The following is a 16,586-nucleotide window of genomic DNA, read 5'->3' on the forward strand; positions in this document are numbered from 1 at the left end:
CACTCGGGCGCTCGTCTGCTGCGTGCGGACCGGCGGGGACGTCGGCCTGCTGCGTGCGGTCCGGCGGGAACGCCGGCTCGCGCCCGGTGGGGCGACGGATGCCGTCACGTCCCGGCCCGCAGGGCAGGCGGACCTGGCACCGGGGAAGGGATGCCAGGGCCGTCACCCTGCGGGTCGGGGCCTCACGGCACCCGAGCCCCCACGCCTGGGCGTGGTCGTGCACGGTGGTCCTCGTCAGAAGACCCCGGGGAGAACCTCCTGCTGGGCCTGCGCGTAGCTGTCCTCGTGGGCGTCCTGGTAGGCCTGCCACTTCGCCGAGTCCCAGATCTCGAGGCGGCTGACCGCTCCGATGACGGTGCACTCCCGCTCGAGCCCGGCGAACCGCCGCAGCTCGGCGTTGATGGGGATGCGCCCCTGGGAATCGGGCCGCTGCTCGTCGGTGCCGGCGAACAGGTAGCGCTGGTAGGCGCGCACCCGCTCGTCGGTGAACGGAGCCTCGGCGACCTTCCGGGCCATCTGCTCGAACTCGTCGCGGGGGAACACGTACAGGCAGTGGTCCTGCCCCTTCGTGATCATCAGCCCCCCAGCGAGCTCGTCCCGGAACTTGGCGGGCAGGGTCAACCTGCCCTTGTCGTCCAACCGCGGGGTGTGGGTGCCGAGGAACACGGCTCCACCTCCCCGATGGAGCCCCTTTCGCTCCACTGCGCACCACAATACCCCACAACACTCCACCTTCAACCTCGCCGGGGCGGCGTGTGCGCCCCGATCGGTGGAGTTCGCCCAGGTCAGTGCAGGTGGGGAGAGGTGGGGGACGTGGGGGAACCGCCCGCCGACGATCCCGGATCCACCGGGTCGGAGCAGGCCGTGACACGCCGTCCGGGCCGGTCGGAGGGCCTTCCGGGCCTGTTCAGCGGCCGGGTGGGGCGGGGTGGGGGCTCCGGTGGGGCGAGGTGGGGGCTCCGGTGGGGCGAGGTGGGGAGCGCCTGACAGCAGTGGCCCGTTCATGTCGTCAGATGCGTCAACGGGGCCACTCGCTCCGCCGCCTGCCCAGCCCTTCTGCGGCGAGGTTCACGTCAGGCAGCCCGAACCGCGCCGGGACCTGCCCCATGTGCACCTCGCGACGCCGGGTGGGGCGCAGTGGGGCGACCTGGTGGGGCGCGGTGGGGAGCGCCTGACAGCAGTGGCCCGTCATGTCGTCAGATGCGTCAACGGGGCCACTCGCGCCGTCGCCCGCCCAGCCCTTCTGCCGCGAGGTTCACGTCAGGCAGCCCGAACGGCGCCCGGACCTGCCCCATGTGCACCTCACGACGGCGGGTGGGGCCATGTGGGGCGCGGCAGCACCGGCCGCACCGCGAGATTCACGTCGGGCAGGCCCGGGGCGCCGGCACCTGCCCCCTGTGAACCTCGGCGCCGCTCCCCGCACACGAACGCGCCGCCGACCCCACGGGGTCGACGGCGCGTCGGAGAACGGGGTGAGCGGGAGCTACTCCTGCTCGAAACGCTTGCGGAAGCGCTCCTCCATCTTCGTGGTGAAGCGACTCTTGTCCTTCTCACCGGCCGGGGCGGACTTGCCGTCGCCCTCACCGGCGGCCGCCTCACCCTTCTTCCCGCCGGTCGCCGTGATCGCGAGGACCGCGCCGGCGAACATCATGAGGAACCCGATCACGCTGACCACCGGGAACCCACCCGGCGACAGCGACTGGATGAACACGAGACCCATCACGAGGGCGACGACCCCGACGACGAAGAGCACCACGCCTTGAATCCGGCGTCGCCGCGACGGACGGCGGAGCCGGCCCCCACGGACGGTCGACGCGAACTTCGGATCCTCGGCATAGAGCGCGCGTTCGATCTGATCGAGCAAGCGCTGCTCGTGCTCGGAGAGCGGCATGATTCTCCTCCGGCACCGGAACGAGAGCGAGGAACGTCCCCGGGGGAAGGGACGATCGGCACATCGACGTGATGGCTTCCCTCATCGTACGAGCCGTCCGGCAGTCCGACTACCCGGACTGGTGTTCTGCGCGGACGATCATTCTTTCGGCCGGTGAGAGGCTCGCCACGGACCACTCCTCGCGATCATCCGGGCGCACGTGGTGATCTCGGGAGCCTCACGGGCACCCGACTCACGCGGATCTCACCGCACCCGTCAGTCGCCGGTGCGTCGGGCGAGGACGTGGATCCGGGACGCGAGGTCGCGCAGCGGTGGCGTGGTGGCCGCGAGGGCCTCCAGCTCGGCGAGGTCGCCCGGCGCGCCGGCGTCCGGGGCGTGCTCCGGGACCAGGTCGGCCAGGACCCGGTACCCCTGCACCCGCTCCAGGGTGAGCGCCTCCTCCTGCTCGACGAGGGCCGTCACCTCCGCGGTGTCCATCCGTCGCAGGAGTTGGTCGGCCGGACCCCACCGGCCGGCCGGGTCGGCCAGCATCCGGCGGGCCTCCCCCACCCGGCCGCTCACCACACGGGCGAGCACGGCCGCGTACCGGTTCGCCACGAGCAGCGAGACGAGACCGCACGGCGCGGTGGCCGCCGCGAGGGAACGGACCGCGGCCACGGGGTCGTCCACGTATTCCAGCAGGCCGTGCCCGAGGACCAGGTCGGCGTGGACCCCGTCGGTCACCTCGGCCAACGCGTCGACGTCGGCCTGCAGGGCCCGGACCCGGTCGGCGACGCCCGCATCACGCGCGCGGCTGCGCAGCACCGCCAGGGCGTTGGCGCTCGAGTCGACGACGGTGACCTCGCACCCCTCGGCGGCGAGCGGGACCGCCCAGGCGCCGCTGCCCCCGCCCACGTCCAGCACGTGCGGCGCGCCCTCCCCGGCGGCCCGGCGGGCGCGGGCGGCGGCGAGCTCGTCGTACAGGCTCGCGGCCACGACGTCGACGGCCGGGGGCACGGGCGGACGGGCCGGGCGAGCGGTCACGGCCACACCGTAGTGCTCAGCCATCGGGGATCCGCGCGTGAGCCGGTACGTTGCCCCCGTGTACGTGACGGGTGTGCTGAGCCTCAAGGGCGGGGTCGGCAAGACCACCGTCACCCTCGGGCTGGCGGGAGCGGCCGCGAAGCAGGGGCTCCGCACCCTGGTGGTCGATCTGGACCCACAGGGCAATGCCACGACGGCCCTGGAGCCGGGCGAGAGCGAGACCACCGTCGCCGACGCCCTCGAGCACCCCTCCCCCGCCGTGCTCGCCAGCTCGATCGCGCCGAGTTCGTGGGACGACACGGTCGACGTCCTCGTCGGCTCGGAGGACATCGAGCGCCACAACCACCCGGACCCGGGCTCGCAGCGTCTCGGCCGGTTGTCCCGCCTGCTCGCCGCCCTGCCGCGCAGCACCGTCGCGGACCTCGACGACACCGCCCCGCCGCGGCGTGGCACGACGCCCGGCGCGAGCCTCCCGCACTACGAGCTGGTGCTCATCGACTGCCCGCCCTCGCTCGGCCAGCTCACGCGCTCCGCGCTCGTCGCCGTCGACCGCGCGGTCCTGGTCACCGAGCCGACGATCTTCGCCGTGTCCGGGGTCCAGCGCGCCTTCGAGGCCGTCCAGGCCGAACGCGCCCACAACCCGCGCCTGCAGCCCCTCGGGGTATTGATCAACAAGTACCGCGCCCGCTCGGCCGAGCACGAGTTCCGGGTGAACGAGCTGCGCGAGCTGTTCGGCCCGCTCGTGCTCTCCGGGGTGCTGCCCGACCGCACCGCGGTGCAGCAGGCCCAAGGGGCCGGCGTCCCGATCCAGCGTTGGGACACCCCGGGGGCCCGGGAGATCTCGCAGCAGTTCGACGTCCTGCTCGGCCGGATCGTCCGCGCCGGGCACAGCGCGAAGGAGCGACGCGGCCGCCGGACCGGCTGAGCCCTACAGCGGCCGCAGGCCCGCCACCGTGCGCGTGACCAGCGCGAGGAACAGGTCGGCCTGACGCACCATGTCGTCGGCGTCGCGCTGGCCCACCAGCCGCGTCGCCCCCGCCTCGACCGCCGACCGCGTCGACGAGTGCGCGGCGAAGAACGCCGCCCACTCCCCGTACTCGGGCGCGACCGAGGTGAGCAGCGTCCACGCGTCGGTGGGGCGCGACGACCGCTTGGCCGTCGCCCGCACCGCCAGCACGGCGGCCGCCGAGCGCAGCGCGGCGAGGTGGGCGAGCCGGAAGCGCTCGGCCGGGGTGGTCGCGGCCTGGGCCTCACGGAGCCCGTCCCGGGCAGAGCCCAGCAGCGTCACCACCGAGCGCGACGGCGGGGGCGCCGGCGGACGGGGCACGGCCGCCGGGCGACGGTGGGACTCGCCGCGACGCCCCGCTACGGGCGCCCGGCCCGTGGCCCCGGCGCGCCCCGCCGTCCTCGGGGCGGGCGCGGAGGAAGGCGCGGAGGCGTACGCCCCGGTGTCGAACAGGTCGCCGGTGGTGCAGGTGGTCGGAGTGCTCACGGTGTCTCCTCGTGGGACGTGGGTGATCAGGTCAGCCAACGGAGGTCCCAGACCCCCGGGCCGGATCGCATGCGCAGGACGAACTCGCTCGCCGGCAGGTGCGGCTCGTCGGACCGGCGCGCCATCACCCGCCAGCACCGGCACCGGTCGCCCCCGATGGGCATCGCCGACCGGAACGGCCACCGCGACTCCTCGATCCAGCGTTCCTGGACCTCGGTGACCAGGTAGTGGCTGTCCCGCCGGTTGGGCCGGCGGTGGAACTCGACGGGATCCCCGTCGACGCACCGGACCTGCACCGGCGACGGGCTGCGAACCATGCGTCCTCCACGGGCGGCGCGCTCCTCCCCGCCCCCACCTCGTGCGGGGACGGGCTGTGCCTGCCACCGTGGGGAAGCCGGCGGCCGACGCGGCCGACGGGACGCTTCCCCACGTCCCGTCGACCGGCCCTGTCGAACACGTGTTCGACTGCCACGAGTGAACCCTGCCCCGGTGCGGACGTCAAGTCGTCCGGGAGTGGGCGTGATCCGCGACGCCCGGCGTGATGAGATGGCCCGATGGACCGGGAGGCAACGGCGTCGGCGGTACCCGACCTCGGGCCGGGACCGGCACGGACCGCCCGGTGACGGCCGCGCCGGAGGACCCGCACCTGGTCGACCTCGACCCCGCCGACCTCGGACACCGCCTGGACGAGGCCCTCGACCTCTACGTCCGCGCGATGGGCTACCCGCCGGGCACCGCCCGCCAGCGGGCGCCCATGTGGCTGGAGCACTCCCGGCGCGTGGGGTGGCGGGCCGTCGGTGCGGTCGACTCCGAGGACACCCTGCGCGGGATCGCCTACGGCTACCCCGGGGCACCCGGGCAGTGGTGGTACGAGGAGGTACGCCGCGGCCTGCGACGGACCCACCGGCCGTCCCGGGGCACCGGTGGTGGGCTGTTCGGCGCCGGCCTCGGTCGTCTGCTGGGGGACTCCGGCGCGAACCCCGAGACCCCCGACCTGGACCCGTGGCCGCTCGACGACGACCCGGACCGCTACCTCGCCGACTACTTCGAGCTCACCGAGCTCCACGTCCGCACCGACGCGCAGGGCCACGGGCTCGGCGAGGCCCTGCTGCGCCGCCTGCTGGAGCGGGCCGACGCCGGGCACGTCCTGCTGTCCACCCCGGAGGCCCCGGTACCGACCCGGGCGTGGCTGCTCTACCGCCGGTGCGGCTTCCGCGACCTCCTGCGCCACCACCGCTTCTCCAGCGACCCGCGCCCGTTCGCGGTGCTCGGCCGGACACTCCCCCTCGAGCCCGCCGACCGTCCCTGAGCGCGTTCACGCCGAGACCGTCGGACCCGCCTGGCACGATGTTCGACGTGCCCACCCGCCGCCGGAGCTCCCTGATCCTGTTCGCCGTCGTCCTGACGCTGGTGGGGCTGCTCGGCACCGGGTGCGTCCGGGTGCGCGCCGGGCTCGCGGTGTCCCCGGAGGACACCGTGTCCGGCGCGATCGACGTCGGGACGCCCGACGGCACGCCGGCCGGGAACGGTCCGCCGCTGCAGGTCCCGTCGGACCTCTCCGGCGACGTCACGATCACCCGCTACGAGCAGGACGGCTACGTCGGCTCGCACGTCGTGTTCGAGGACCTCTCGTTCGACGACGTCTCCCGGCTGCTCCCCCAGCTCAGTCCCACCACCTCGTCGGCGATCCGGCTGCAGCTGCGCCGGGCGGGCGACCGGGTGGTGCTCTCCGGCCAGGTCGACCTCACGCGGGTGGCGCCGGAGAGCGCCGACGTCCAGCTGAAGATCGCCTTCCCGGGCACCGTGCGCCAGACCGACGGCACGCAGTCCCAGGGCGTGGTGAGCTGGACGTTCACCCCGGGGCAGGTCGGCGAGGTCAACGCCGTCGCCGAGTACCCCGACCCCGACGCGCCGTCGTGGGTCAGCTGGGCCCTGCTGCTCACCGCCGTCGTCCTGGTGGCGGCCGGCGTGGTGTTCGCGCTCGCCGCCGCGACGCGCCCCCGGGTCGACCGGCGGGCGCGCCGCTGACGCGGCGGCACCGGGCACGCCACCCACGCGACTGCACCCGGCACACCACCCGCGCGACGGCACCCGGCACGCCACCCACGCACGCACCGGGCACGCCGCCGCCGACGCGGCGGCCGAGCCCGGCAGACCTCAGACGGAGGGCGTGAGCCCGAGCCGCTGGACCACGTCCACCACGGCCGGGTGGCGGTTCATGCTGATGTAGTGAATGTTGCCGACGCCCTCGTCGAACATCCGCTGGGAGAGCTCGACGCACAGGTCGATCCCCGCCTCGCGGAACCCGGCCGCGTCGTCCACCAGGGGCTCCAGCCGCTCGGACATCGCGCTCGGCAGCGCCGCCCCCGAGAAGTCGGCCCCGCGCTCCATCGCCTTCGGCGTGGTGATCGGCATGAGCCCCGGCATGATCGGGATCTCGCAGCCCGCGGCGGCGATGCGGTCACGCATCCGGAGGAACTGGTCGGCGTCGTAGAACATCTGGGTGATCGCGAACTCCGCGCCCGCCTTCACCTTCTGCACGAAGAACCGCGTGTCGGAGTCCTCGTCGCCGGACCGCGGGTGCAGGTACGGGAACGCCGCGACGCCGACGCAGAACGTGCCGAGGCGCCGGACCATGTGGACCAGTTCCTCGGTGTAGGAGAAGCCCGCGGGATGCGGGACCCACTCGGCGTCCTTGTCGTTCGGCGGGTCCCCCCGGATCGCGAGGACGTTGGAGATGCCGGCCTCGGCGTACGAGCCGATGACGTGGCGCAGGTCGTCCATCGAGGCGTCCACCGCGGTGAGGTGGGCCATGGCGGTGAGGGTCGTGTCGGTCGCGATCCGCCCGGTGGTGCGGACGGTGCGGTCGCGGCTCGATCCCCCCGCGCCGTAGGTGACCGAGACGAACGCCGGATCCAGGGGCTCGATCGAGCGCACCGTGTTCCAGAGCGTCCGCTCCGCCTCGTCGGTCTTCGGGGGGAAGAACTCCACCGAGAAGGTCGGCGTCCCGCGCTGGATCCGCTCCATGACAGTGGCCATCCGGTGACCATACGTGTACGGGCGTCGCGCGTGGGGCTTTCGTGTGACGGTCGACGCGAGCCCTTGCGCCCGCCCAGCCGGTGCGTCGTGGGTTCCCTAGTGTGGCGGACGCCGACGGTGGAGGGAGACCGGATGACCGCAGGTTCTACGCTGCACGCGGGTACCGCGGCGCAGGGGACGACGCCAGTCGGGGCGGTCGAGGCCGATCTGCCGGCCGCCGTCACCGCCGCACTGGACCGCTTCCTCTCGGTCCGCCGCGAGACCTGCGCCGATCTCGCACCGGAGTTCGTCGACGCGGTGGACGACCTCTGCACCTTGGCCCTCGGCGGCGGGAAGCGGCTGCGTCCCACCTTCGCGTGGTGGGGCTGGCGCGGTGCCGGCGGGGACCGGGTCGCGAACCCCGACGCGGACGTCGTCCTGCGCACCGTCTCCGCCCTCGAGCTGGTCCAGGCCTGCGCCCTCATCCACGACGACCTGATCGACGACTCCGACCTGCGCCGCGGCATCCCGACGGTGCACTCCCGGTGGACCGCCCGGCACGCCGAGCGGGACTGGATCGGTTCCTCCGAGCGCCTCGGCTCGGCGATCGCGGTGCTCGTGGGCGACCTCGCCCTCGCCTGGTCCGACGACATGCTGCGTTCGGCCGGCCTCGACGCCGACACCCTGGCGCGCGTGGCCCCGGTGTGGGACGCGATGCGCACCGAGATGCTGGCCGGCCAGTTCCTCGACGTCGTGGGCCACGCGACCGACCAGGCCACGCCGGAGGGCGTCCTGCGGATCAGCCGCTACAAGACCGCGGCCTACACCATCGAACGCCCCCTGCACCTCGGCGCGGCGCTCGCGGGCGCCGACGACGCGCTCGTCTCCGCCTACCGCCGGTTCGGTACCGACCTCGGCATCGCCTTCCAGCTCCGCGACGACGTGCTCGGCGTCTTCGGGGACCCCGCCGTCACCGGGAAGCCCGCCGGCGACGACCTGCGCGAGGGCAAGCGGACCCTGCTCGTCGCCCTCGCCCGTCGGCACCCCGACCAGGAGGCCGCCGCCCCCGTCGAGCACGCGCTCGGCCGCGACGACCTCACCCCGGACGACGTCGAGGCCGCCCGCCGCGCGCTGGTGGAGCTCGGCGTCGTCGACGAGGTGGAGGAACGCATCACCACCCTCACCGCGTCCGCCCTGGACGCGCTCACCACGGTCGAGATCGAGCCCGAGGCGTGCGAGCACCTCACCGCGCTCGCGACGAAGGCCACCCGGAGGAGCTTCTGATGGCGGGCGGGAATCACGTCGTCGTCGTGGGCGCCGGCCTCGGCGGGCTCACCGCGGCGCTGCACCTGCGCGGCGCGGGCCGCGAGGTCACCGTGGTCGAGCGCGACCCCTTCGCCGGCGGTCGCGCCGGGCGGATCGATCTTCCCGACGGCAGGGGTGGGGCCTTCCGGCTCGACACCGGCCCGTCGGTCATCACGATGCCCGACCTGCTCGAGGAACCGCTGACCGCCGTCGGCGAGAAGCTGGGCGACCGGCTCGACCTGGTTCGCCTCGACCCCGCCTACCACGCCCGGTTCGCCGACGGGTCGGAGCTGCGGGTCCACACCGACGGTGACGCCATGGAGCAGGAGATCCGGGAGCGGGTCTCGGCCCGCGACGCCGACGGCTACCGGCGGCTGCGCGCGTGGCTGACGGAGCTCTACGGCGTCCAGATGGCCACGTTCATCGACGCCAACTTCGACTCCCCGCTCGACGTCCTCTCCCCCGATCTCGTCCGCCTCGGCCTGCTCGGTGGCTTCGGGCGGCTCGGCCCGCGGATCGCGAAGTTCATCGACGACGAGCGCCTGCGCCGCATCTTCTCCTTCCAGGCCCTCTACGCCGGGGTGCCGCCGGCCAAGGCGCTGGCCGCCTACGCGGTGATCGCCTACATGGACACGATCGCCGGGGTCTACTTCCCGAAGGGCGGGGTGCGCGCGCTGCCGCAGGCCTACGCCGACGCCGCGGTCTCGGCCGGCGTGACGTTCCGGTACGGCACCACCGTCACCGGCCTGACCCGCAGCGGGTCGCGGGTCACCGCCGTCGAGACCGACGACGGGTCGATCCCGGCGGACGCCGTGGTGCTCACCCCCGACCTCCCCGTCGTCCACCGCATGCTCGGCCGCACCCCGCGACGCGCGGTACCGCTGCGCTGGTCGCCGTCGGCGTACGTCGTCCACCTCGGGCTCGACCGGCCGATGACCGACCTCGGCCACCACACGATCTCCTTCGGCGACGCCTGGGCGTCGACCTTCGACGAGATCATCACCGACGGCCGGCTGATGTCCGACCCGTCGTTGCTGATCACCCGGCCGACCGCCACGGACCCGACGCTCGCCCCCGCCGGCGGCGACTACGTCTCGGTGCTGGCGCCCTGCCCGAACCAGGACACCGCCCCCGACCTCGACTGGGACCGGGTGGGCCCGCGCTACCGCGACGAGCTGCTCGGCGTCCTCGCCGGCCGCGGGATCGACCTCGGGGACCACGTCGTCGCCGAGCACCGCATCTCCCCCGCCGACTGGGCCGGGATGGGGATGGCCGCCGGCACCCCGTTCTCCGCGGCGCACACGTTCGCGCAGACCGGCCCGTTCCGGTCGAGCAACCGGATCCGCGGCGTCGAGAACGCCTTCCTCGCGGGATGCGGCACGACGCCCGGCGTCGGCGTCCCCACGGTGGTCGTCTCGGGCAAGCTCGCGGCCGAGCGGGTCGCCACGCTCGGCCGTTCATGACGACGGGTACGGCCGCCCCGCCGCGCGGGGCGGCGGCGGAGCTGGACGCCGCGGGGATCACCACGCCCGCCCTGCGGGGCGCCTACGCCCGGTGCCGGGCCCTGAACGCCGAGCACGGCCGGACGTACTTCCTGGCCACCCGGCTGCTCACCCCGGCCCAGCGGCCGGCGATCCACGCGCTGTACGGCTTCGCGCGGATGGCCGACGACGTGGTCGACGCCCCCGGCGCGGCCACGGTCGCCGAGGTCGTGGCCCGGATCGAGGAGATCCGGGCGCGGATGCGGGTGGCCCTGTCCGGCGAGCGCGACGTCCTCACCGACGAACCGGTCGTCGCCGCCCTGGCCCACACCGTCGAGCGCTACGCCATCGACCACCGGTACTTCGAGGACTTCATGGACTCGATGGCGATGGACCTGACGGTCACCGACTACCCGACGTTCGACGACCTCGCGGTGTACGTGCACGGGTCGGCCGCCGTGATCGGGCTGCAGGTCCTGCCGGTCCTGGGCACGGTGGTCCCGCGCGCGGAGGCCGAGCCGTCGGCGGCGGCCCTCGGCGTGGCCTTCCAGATCACGAACTTCCTGCGCGACGTCGGGGAGGACCTCGACCGGGGCCGCATCTACCTGCCCGCCGACGAGCTGGCCGCGTTCGGCGTGGACCGCGAGCTCCTCACCTGGTGCCGGGAGCGGCGGTACACCGACCCGCGGGTGCGGCGCGCGATCGCGCACCTCGTCGCCCGGACCCGGGCGATCTACCGGCGCGCCGACGCGGGGATCGCCCTGCTCGACCCGGTCTCGCGGCCCTGCGTGCGTACCGCGGCGGTGCTCTACGGCGGGATCCTCGACGAGATCGTCGCGGCGGACTACGACGTGCTCGCCCACCGGGTGGTCGTCGGCAACGCCCGTCGGGCCGCCGTCGCGGGCCCGGGGCTGCTGCGCGCGGTCGCCGCCCGCCACCGCCCCGGGGTCCGTCGCCGCACCCGATGAGCGCACGGCACTCCCGCGCACGTCGAGGCTGCGACGGTGCCGCTGGCTCGTCAGGGTGGACGCCGTGACCGACGAGCTGGTCCTCGCCTTCGACGCCGACTGCCACCGCTGTCGGGCGGTCGCCGCAGAGGTCCGACGACGGGTCGGTGACGCCGGGCTCGAGGTGCTGCCGCTGCGCGACTACCGCGTGCAGCAGTGGCGGGCCGAGGTCTACGGGGCCGACCCGCCGCACGCCCCGACGCTGCTGGCGGTGACGGTCGTGGACGGGGTCGACCAGGTGCGCGCGTGGCACGGACCCGCCGTCGTGGCCGGGCTGCTGCGGACCCTCGGGGCGCGGCGCACCGCCGCGCTCGCCCCCGTCGTGGGGACCCTGCTCAGAAAGCCATCGCCTGCGCGCGGCGCTTGACCTCCCCGCCGCGGTCCGAGCGCAGCGCCTCGACGGGCGCGCCGGGCAGCGTCGGGTCCTCCTGGAAGAGCCACCGGAGGATCTCGGCGTCGGTGAACCCGCCGTCGCGCAGCAGCGTGATGAGGCCGGGCAGGCCCTTCACCACCCCGGAGTCGACGAGGAAGGCGGCCGGGACGATCCACTTGTCGCCCTCGCGGACGCCGAGGAGCTGGCCCTGCTTGATCATCTGGCTGACGCGGGTGCGGGGCACGCCGAGTCGCTCGCCGGCCTCGGCGAGGGTGAGGGCTTCGATCTCTCGGCCCACGAGAGCGGTCAGTGCGGCGGTCATCGCCGCACACTGTGCCAGAGCGCGCGCGGCTCGACATCAGTCTTCGGGGAAAGCCGCTGCCGCGCGTCGTCGGCGACGCGCCGCCACCCGCGCGCCTAGCATCCGACCATGCCGCGCGACACCGCCCCGGGGACCGTCCGCACGGTGCTCGACGGGCGCTACCGGGTCGGCGAGGTGATCGCGCGCGGCGGGATGTCGACCGTGCACCGGGGCACCGACCTGCGCCTCGACCGGCCGGTCGCCGTGAAGATCATGGAGCCGTCCCTGGCGTCCGACCCGGTCTTCGTGCGCCGCTTCGAACGCGAGGCCCGCGCGGCCGCCCGGCTGAGCCACCCCGGGATCGTCGCGGTGCACGACCAGGGCCGGCACTCCGACGGCACGATCTTCCTGGTCCTCGAGCTGGTCGAGGGCGGGACGCTGCGCGACGTGATCCGCGAGCAGGTCCGACTCGCGCCGGCGACCGCCCTCACCGTGGTGGAGCAGGTGCTCGCGGCGCTGTCGGTGGCGCACCGGATGGGCATGGTGCACCGCGACGTGAAGCCGGAGAACGTGCTCGTGTCGACCACCGGAGTGCTCAAGGTCGCCGACTTCGGGCTGGTCGCCGCCGCGTGGGACGGCGCCGCCGACGGCTCGCTCGACACGGGCGGCTCCACCTCCGACGACCTCATCCTCGGCACCGCCGCCTACCTCGCCCCCGAGCAGGTCCAGCACGGCCGCACCGACGAGCGCAGCGACGTGTACGCCGCCGGGGTGATGCTGTTCGAGCTGCTCACGGGCGTGCCGCCGCACGACGGGGACACCGCGCTCTCCGTCGCCTACCGGCACGTGAACGTCGACGTGCCCGCCCCGTCCACCCGCGCGCCGGGGATCCCGCGGGCCCTGGACCGGCTCGTCGTCGACGCCACCCGCCGGGACCCCGACGACCGCGTGGAGAGCGCCGCCGCCTTCCTCGAGCAGGCCCGCCGGGCGCGCCGGGCGGAGGGCCTGCCGTTCGCCCCGGTCGGTCCGCCGCAACGGCGCCGGACCGCCGCCGCTCCCCCGCCGCACACCGGCACCCGTGTCTTCACCGGCCCCACGCCGCGCGCCCCCGTCGACGACCCGCCGCCCGCGCCCGAGCCCGAGCCCGAGGAGGAGCCGGACCCGCCGTCGAGGAGCGACCGCAACACCGACGTGGTGGACCGCGTGGAGCGGCACGCCCGCCGTCGGGACCGCATCCGGTCCCGACGGGTCTTCGTCGCGTGGGTGCTGGCCGTGATCGCCGTCAGTGTCGGCTCGGGGATCGTCGGCTGGGGTCTGGGGACCCCCTAGTCACCGGCCTAGTTCCGCAGCATCTCCGCGATGAGGAAGGCGAGTTCGAGGGACTGCTGGGTGTTCAGGCGGGGGTCGCAGGCGGTCTCGTAGCGGCCGGCGAGGTCGGTGTCGGAGATCTCCTGGGCGCCGCCGAGGCACTCGGTGACGTTCTCCCCGGTGAGCTCGACGTGGATGCCGCCGGGGTGGGTGCCCAGGCGGTGGTGGACCTCGAAGAAGCCCTGGACCTCGTCGACGACCTGGTCGAAGTGCCGCGTCTTGAACCCGGTGGTGGCCTCGTAGGTGTTGCCGTGCATCGGGTCGCACTGCCAGATCACCTGGTGCCCGGAGGCGGTGACCTTCTCCACGATCCCCGGCAGCACCTCGCGGACCTTGCCCGCGCCCATCCGGGAGATCAGGGTGAGCCGGCCGGGCTCGTGGTTCGGGTCGAGCCGCTCGACGTACTCCACGGCCTGCTCCGGGGTGGTGCCCGGGCCGATCTTGAGCCCGATCGGGTTGGCCAGCAGCTCGGCGAAGGCGATGTGGGCGCCGTCGAGGGCGCGGGTCCGTTCCCCGATCCACAGGAAGTGCGCGCCCAGGGAGAAGAGCCGCGGGTCGTCGTCGCCGCGACGGGTGGAGTCCAGGCGCAGCAGGGCCCGCTCGTAGTCCAGCACCAGCGCCTCGTGGCTGGCGTAGATCTCGGTGGAGTGCAGCGAGTGGTCGGTGACCCCGCACGCGGACATGAACCGCAGCGCCCGGTCGATCTCGGCGGCGACGGCCTCGTAGCGCTCGCCGGCGGCGGAGTTCGCGACGAACTCGCGGTTCCAGTCGTGGACCTCGTGCAGGTCGGCCATCCCGCCCGAGGTCAGCGCCCGGGTCAGGTTCATCGCCGCCGAGGCGTTGGCGTAGGCGCGGATCATGCGGCCCGGGTCGGGGATGCGGAGCTCGGCGTTGCCGGCCAGCGAGTTGACCATGTCCCCGCGGTAGGACGGCAGGCCGAACGCGTCGACGTCGGAGGACCGCGGCTTGGCGTACTGCCCGGCGATGCGTCCGATCTTGACGACGGGGGTCGAGGCGCCGTAGGTCAGCACCACCGCCATCTGCAGCAGCGTGCGGATGTTGCCGCGCAGGTGCGGCTCGGTGTTGTCGGCGAAGGTCTCCGCGCAGTCCCCGCCCTGCAGCAGGAACGCCTCCCCGCGGGCCACCGCGGCGAGCTGGCCGCGCAGCCGGTCGATCTCGGCCGGGACGGTGATCGGTGGGACGTGCTCGAGCACCGTCCGCGCGTCGGTCACCGCCGACGGGTCCGGCCAGGCGGGCTGCTGCGCCGCCGGCCTCGAGAGCGCAGCGTCCAACCGCTCCCGCATCTCGGCGGGGAGCGGGGGCAGGCCGGGCAGGGCATCCACGGGCAGGTCGACGGACCACACGAGGGATCAGCCTACTGTCACGCCACCCGGTGCTGGATCGGTTCCCCTCGGAGGAAGCGACCGACGTTCGTCACGAAGCCCCGCGCCATCCCGGCGTACGACTCCTCGGTGATGCCGCCGACGTGCGGGGTGACCAGGACGTTGTGCCCCAGCAGCTCGTCGTGGGGGTCGATCGGCTCGACCCACGTGACGTCGAGCCCCGCCCCGGCCAGGCGTCCGGAGGCCAGCGCGGCCAGGAGCGCGTCGCGGTCGACGACGGGGCCGCGCGCCACGTTGACCACGTGCCCGGCGGGGTTCAGGGCCGCCAGCGCGGCGTCGGCGACGATGCCCCGCGTCTCCTCGGTCAGCGGGCAGGCCACGACGAGGTCGTCGCACCCGGCCAGGGCGGCGGGGAGGTCGCCGCGGCGGTACTCGTCGACGACCGCGGACGCCTCCGGGTACGCGGCGGCCTCCCGGCGCCCGATGCCGACCACGCGGACGCCGAACGCCCGCAGCCGCGTGGCCACCTCGACCCCGATGTCCCCGGTGCCGAGGACCGCCACCGTCCGGCCGCGCAACGTGCTGCCCATGGGCGCCCCGACGACCTTCTCGGCCACACCCGCCCGCGCCTCCTCGTAGCGGCGCAGCAGGGCCAGCAGCAGGAGCAGGGCGATCTCGGCGACGGCCGTGGCGTTCCCGGACGAGCCGCCGGGCACGTTGGCGACCGGGATCCCCCGCTCGCGGGCGGCGTCGAGGTCGACCCCGGAGACCCCCACCCCGAACTGCTGGACCAGACGCGCCCCGCAGGCGTCGATCAACGGGCCGTCGATCGTGCTGCCCAGCGGGGCGAGCACGTCGGCCGGCACGGGGGCGGAGTGGGGCACGTCCACCAGCTCGGCCCCGTCCAGCTCCGGGATCGCGAGGTCCGCCAGCGCCTCGGTGAGACACCGGCGGACCTCCGGGAAGCCGCCACCGACCAGCCCGATGCGCACGCCCGGCATCATCGCGCTAGACGGGCTCGGCCACGAACACGGGGATCTCGCGGTCGGTGGCCTCCTGGTAGTCGGCGTACGACGGGTAGGCCGCGACGGCCCGCTCCCACCACTGCGCGCGCTCCTCGCCCTCGACGATCCGGGCGCGGTAGGTCTTCGTCTCCCGGCCGTCCTGGATCGGGAACTCCGGGTTCGCGACGATGTTGTGGTACCAGGTCGGGTGCTCGTCCGCCCCGCCCTTGGACGCGACGATCGCGTAGTCGCCGTCGTGCTCCACCCGCATCACGGGGGTGTGCCGCAGCTTGCCGGTCTTCGCCCCGCGGAGGGTCATCAGGATGATCGGCGACCCCTTGACCGTGATCCCCTCGGTCGTCCCGGTGCGCTCGATCTGCTCGATCTGCTCGCGCACCCAGTCGGTCGCGTTCGTCTCCACCTGCTCGCTCATACGCGGGGGAACCCGGCCCCGCGGACGATCATTCCGGGTCGCCCATGCGTGCGCGCCAGATCTCGTCGATGACCTTCCACTTGACGAGGTTGTGCCGGGCGTCGGCGAGGGCGTCGTGCGCGTCCGGCGGGGCCGGCGGGAGCTCGGGACGCCCGACGTCGTCCCAGCGCTGCCGCAGGTCACGGGTGAAGCGCGGGAGGTTGCGCGGCAGGTCGGGCATCGCGCCCCAGAGCTGGGCGACGACCACGTGGTCGTACGGCGCGTTCCACGCCCAGAGCTCGACCGCGCCCGGACCCGCCGTCACGAAGGCGTGGAAGTCCTCGCGCAGCTGCAGCCGGCTGCGCCAGGCGGGGTCCGACGACGGCGGGAGCTTGTCCAGCACGTTCTTCCGGACCCACGGACCGGCCTTCATCGGGTCGAACGCCCGCGAGATCGCGTAGAACTCGCCGCCGTGTTCGTCGACCGCCCCGAGGGAGACGAGGTCGATCGTCGTCCCGTCCTCGATGAACTCGCAGTCGTAGAAGATCCGTGCCACGGCGCCCGATTC

General features: G+C 74.2%; 19 protein-coding genes. 8 read left to right on the forward strand and 11 right to left on the reverse strand.

Features of this window, described 5'->3' with window-relative positions; translation table 11 throughout:
• Nucleotides 1-234: 234 nt before the first annotated feature.
• The 3 genes from mraZ to BJ983_RS09720 all read right to left on the reverse strand — a co-directional run bounded on the left by mraZ (nt 235) and on the right by BJ983_RS09720 (nt 2,914).
• The gene (gene mraZ / locus BJ983_RS09710) at nt 235-666 is read right to left on the reverse strand and encodes a division/cell wall cluster transcriptional repressor MraZ (protein ID WP_179793609.1); all 432 of its coding nucleotides are present in this window, start codon (nt 664-666) and stop codon (nt 235-237) included.
• 817 nt (nt 667-1,483) lie between these two features.
• Nucleotides 1,484-1,891: a DUF3040 domain-containing protein gene (locus BJ983_RS09715; protein ID WP_179793610.1), complete on the reverse strand. Its 408-nt coding sequence runs from the start codon at nt 1,889-1,891 to the stop codon at nt 1,484-1,486.
• A 255-nt stretch (nt 1,892-2,146) separates the two neighbouring features.
• Entirely contained in the window at nt 2,147-2,914 is a 768-nt protein-coding gene (locus BJ983_RS09720) for a class I SAM-dependent methyltransferase (protein WP_343053965.1), read from the reverse strand.
• A gap of 58 nt (nt 2,915-2,972) precedes the next feature.
• Here BJ983_RS09720 and BJ983_RS09725 point away from each other — a divergent pair, with 58 nt between their 5' ends.
• Nucleotides 2,973-3,839 (forward strand): ParA family protein, encoded by an 867-nt coding sequence (locus BJ983_RS09725; protein WP_343053966.1) that lies wholly within the window; start codon nt 2,973-2,975, stop codon nt 3,837-3,839.
• Nucleotides 3,840-3,842: 3 nt separating this feature from the next.
• Here BJ983_RS09725 and BJ983_RS09730 read toward each other — a convergent pair whose 3' ends face one another.
• Both BJ983_RS09730 and BJ983_RS09735 read right to left on the reverse strand, forming a co-directional pair.
• Nucleotides 3,843-4,406: an SAV_6107 family HEPN domain-containing protein gene (locus tag BJ983_RS09730; RefSeq protein ID WP_343053967.1), complete on the reverse strand. Its 564-nt coding sequence runs from the start codon at nt 4,404-4,406 to the stop codon at nt 3,843-3,845.
• A 26-nt stretch (nt 4,407-4,432) separates the two neighbouring features.
• Entirely contained in the window at nt 4,433-4,723 is a 291-nt protein-coding gene (locus BJ983_RS09735) for a hypothetical protein (protein ID WP_218890195.1), read from the reverse strand.
• Nucleotides 4,724-5,025: 302 nt separating this feature from the next.
• Between BJ983_RS09735 and BJ983_RS09740 the strand changes: the two genes are divergently transcribed.
• Entirely contained in the window at nt 5,026-5,715 is a 690-nt protein-coding gene (locus BJ983_RS09740; protein WP_179793612.1) for a GNAT family N-acetyltransferase, read from the forward strand.
• Nucleotides 5,716-5,762: 47 nt separating this feature from the next.
• Nucleotides 5,763-6,434 carry an LppM family (lipo)protein gene (locus tag BJ983_RS09745; protein WP_179793613.1) on the forward strand — a complete coding sequence of 224 codons (672 nt, stop codon included), beginning with the start codon at nt 5,763-5,765 and terminating at the stop codon, nt 6,432-6,434.
• Nucleotides 6,435-6,563: 129 nt separating this feature from the next.
• Here the strand turns inward: BJ983_RS09745 and metF are convergent, their stop codons facing one another.
• Nucleotides 6,564-7,445 (reverse strand): methylenetetrahydrofolate reductase [NAD(P)H], encoded by an 882-nt coding sequence (gene metF, locus BJ983_RS09750; RefSeq protein ID WP_179793614.1) that lies wholly within the window; start codon nt 7,443-7,445, stop codon nt 6,564-6,566.
• 132 nt (nt 7,446-7,577) lie between these two features.
• Here metF and BJ983_RS09755 point away from each other — a divergent pair, with 132 nt between their 5' ends.
• The 4 genes from BJ983_RS09755 (at nt 7,578) to BJ983_RS09770 (ending at nt 11,584) form a co-directional block, all read left to right on the forward strand.
• Nucleotides 7,578-8,708: a polyprenyl synthetase family protein gene (locus tag BJ983_RS09755; RefSeq protein ID WP_179793615.1), complete on the forward strand. Its 1,131-nt coding sequence runs from the start codon at nt 7,578-7,580 to the stop codon at nt 8,706-8,708.
• The gene (gene crtI, locus BJ983_RS09760) at nt 8,708-10,192 is read left to right on the forward strand and encodes a phytoene desaturase family protein (RefSeq protein WP_179793616.1); all 1,485 of its coding nucleotides are present in this window, start codon (nt 8,708-8,710) and stop codon (nt 10,190-10,192) included. The genes BJ983_RS09755 and crtI overlap by 1 nt, the downstream gene beginning before the upstream one ends.
• Nucleotides 10,189-11,178, forward strand: coding sequence for a phytoene/squalene synthase family protein (locus tag BJ983_RS09765; RefSeq protein ID WP_179793617.1), 990 nt, complete (start codon nt 10,189-10,191; stop codon nt 11,176-11,178). The genes crtI and BJ983_RS09765 overlap by 4 nt, the downstream gene beginning before the upstream one ends.
• A 64-nt stretch (nt 11,179-11,242) precedes the next feature.
• Complete coding sequence (locus BJ983_RS09770) at nt 11,243-11,584, forward strand: hypothetical protein (protein WP_179793618.1); 342 nt, start codon at nt 11,243-11,245, stop codon at nt 11,582-11,584.
• Here BJ983_RS09770 and BJ983_RS09775 read toward each other — a convergent pair.
• Nucleotides 11,553-11,912: a helix-turn-helix domain-containing protein gene (locus tag BJ983_RS09775; RefSeq protein WP_179793619.1), complete on the reverse strand. Its 360-nt coding sequence runs from the start codon at nt 11,910-11,912 to the stop codon at nt 11,553-11,555. The genes BJ983_RS09770 and BJ983_RS09775 overlap by 32 nt on opposite strands.
• A gap of 108 nt (nt 11,913-12,020) precedes the next feature.
• On the opposite strand from BJ983_RS09775, the gene BJ983_RS09780 reads away from it, so the two are divergent.
• The gene (locus BJ983_RS09780) at nt 12,021-13,220 is read left to right on the forward strand and encodes a protein kinase domain-containing protein (protein WP_179793620.1); all 1,200 of its coding nucleotides are present in this window, start codon (nt 12,021-12,023) and stop codon (nt 13,218-13,220) included.
• Between the two features lie 8 nt (nt 13,221-13,228).
• On the opposite strand, the gene BJ983_RS09785 is transcribed toward BJ983_RS09780, so the two are convergent.
• From BJ983_RS09785 to BJ983_RS09800, 4 genes are all read right to left on the reverse strand, one after another.
• On the reverse strand, nt 13,229-14,563 hold the full coding sequence (locus BJ983_RS09785; protein ID WP_246326036.1) for a class II 3-deoxy-7-phosphoheptulonate synthase: 1,335 nt from the start codon (nt 14,561-14,563) through the stop codon (nt 13,229-13,231).
• A 77-nt stretch (nt 14,564-14,640) separates the two neighbouring features.
• On the reverse strand, nt 14,641-15,594 hold the full coding sequence (locus BJ983_RS09790) for an NAD(P)-dependent oxidoreductase (RefSeq protein ID WP_179793622.1): 954 nt from the start codon (nt 15,592-15,594) through the stop codon (nt 14,641-14,643).
• Between the two features lie 16 nt (nt 15,595-15,610).
• The gene (locus BJ983_RS09795; protein WP_179793623.1) at nt 15,611-16,039 is read right to left on the reverse strand and encodes a nitroreductase family deazaflavin-dependent oxidoreductase; all 429 of its coding nucleotides are present in this window, start codon (nt 16,037-16,039) and stop codon (nt 15,611-15,613) included.
• Nucleotides 16,040-16,067: 28 nt separating this feature from the next.
• Complete coding sequence (locus BJ983_RS09800) at nt 16,068-16,574, reverse strand: polyadenylate-specific 3'-exoribonuclease AS (RefSeq protein ID WP_179793624.1); 507 nt, start codon at nt 16,572-16,574, stop codon at nt 16,068-16,070.
• Nucleotides 16,575-16,586 lie beyond the last annotated feature (12 nt).

This window comes from Actinomycetospora corticicola (assembly GCF_013409505.1).
Taxonomy (GTDB): Bacteria; Actinomycetota; Actinomycetes; order Mycobacteriales; family Pseudonocardiaceae; genus Actinomycetospora; species Actinomycetospora corticicola.